1 protein-coding gene is annotated in these 587 nt (G+C 66.1%); it reads left to right on the forward strand.

Translation table 11 applies throughout. The features are described 5' to 3' along the window. Positions 1 to 587 (forward strand): FGGY family carbohydrate kinase (locus tag N1031_RS20415; protein WP_259481796.1); only part of this gene is annotated, 587 nt, incomplete at both ends.

Below are 587 nucleotides of genomic sequence, written 5' to 3' on the forward strand. Positions count from 1 at the left end.
CCGGCGCATTACGCGTTGGAGGGGTCGATCGCGGTGACGGGGTCGTTGATCCAGTGGTTGCGCGACAACCTGGGCATCATCAGCTCGGCTCCTGAGGTGGAGACGTTGGCGGCGTCGGTGGAGGACAACGGTGGCGCGTACTTCGTGCCCGCGTTCAGTGGGTTGTTCGCGCCGTATTGGCGGCCGGATGCGCGTGGTGCGCTGGTGGGGTTGACCCGGTATGTGAACAAGGCCCACATCGCCCGTGCGGCGTTGGAGGCGACCGCGTTCCAGACCCGTGAGGTTCTCGACGCGGTCAACGCCGACAGTGGGGTGGAGTTGACGGAGTTGAAGGTCGATGGGGGGATGATCGCGAACAACCTGCTGATGCAGTTCCAGGCCGACATCCTGGGTGTTCCGGTGGTGCGTCCCGTAGTCGCGGAGACCACCGCGCTCGGGGCGGCGTATGCGGCGGGTCTCGCGGTCGGGTACTGGGGATCGCTGGACGAGCTCCGCGCGAACTGGCAGGAAGACTCCCGCTGGACCCCCCAGATGGATGCCTCCGAACGCGACCGCCAACTCCGCAACTGGAAGAAAGCCGTCACCAA

The organism is Herbiconiux moechotypicola (genome assembly GCF_024979255.1).
GTDB lineage: Bacteria > Actinomycetota > Actinomycetes > Actinomycetales > Microbacteriaceae > Herbiconiux > Herbiconiux moechotypicola.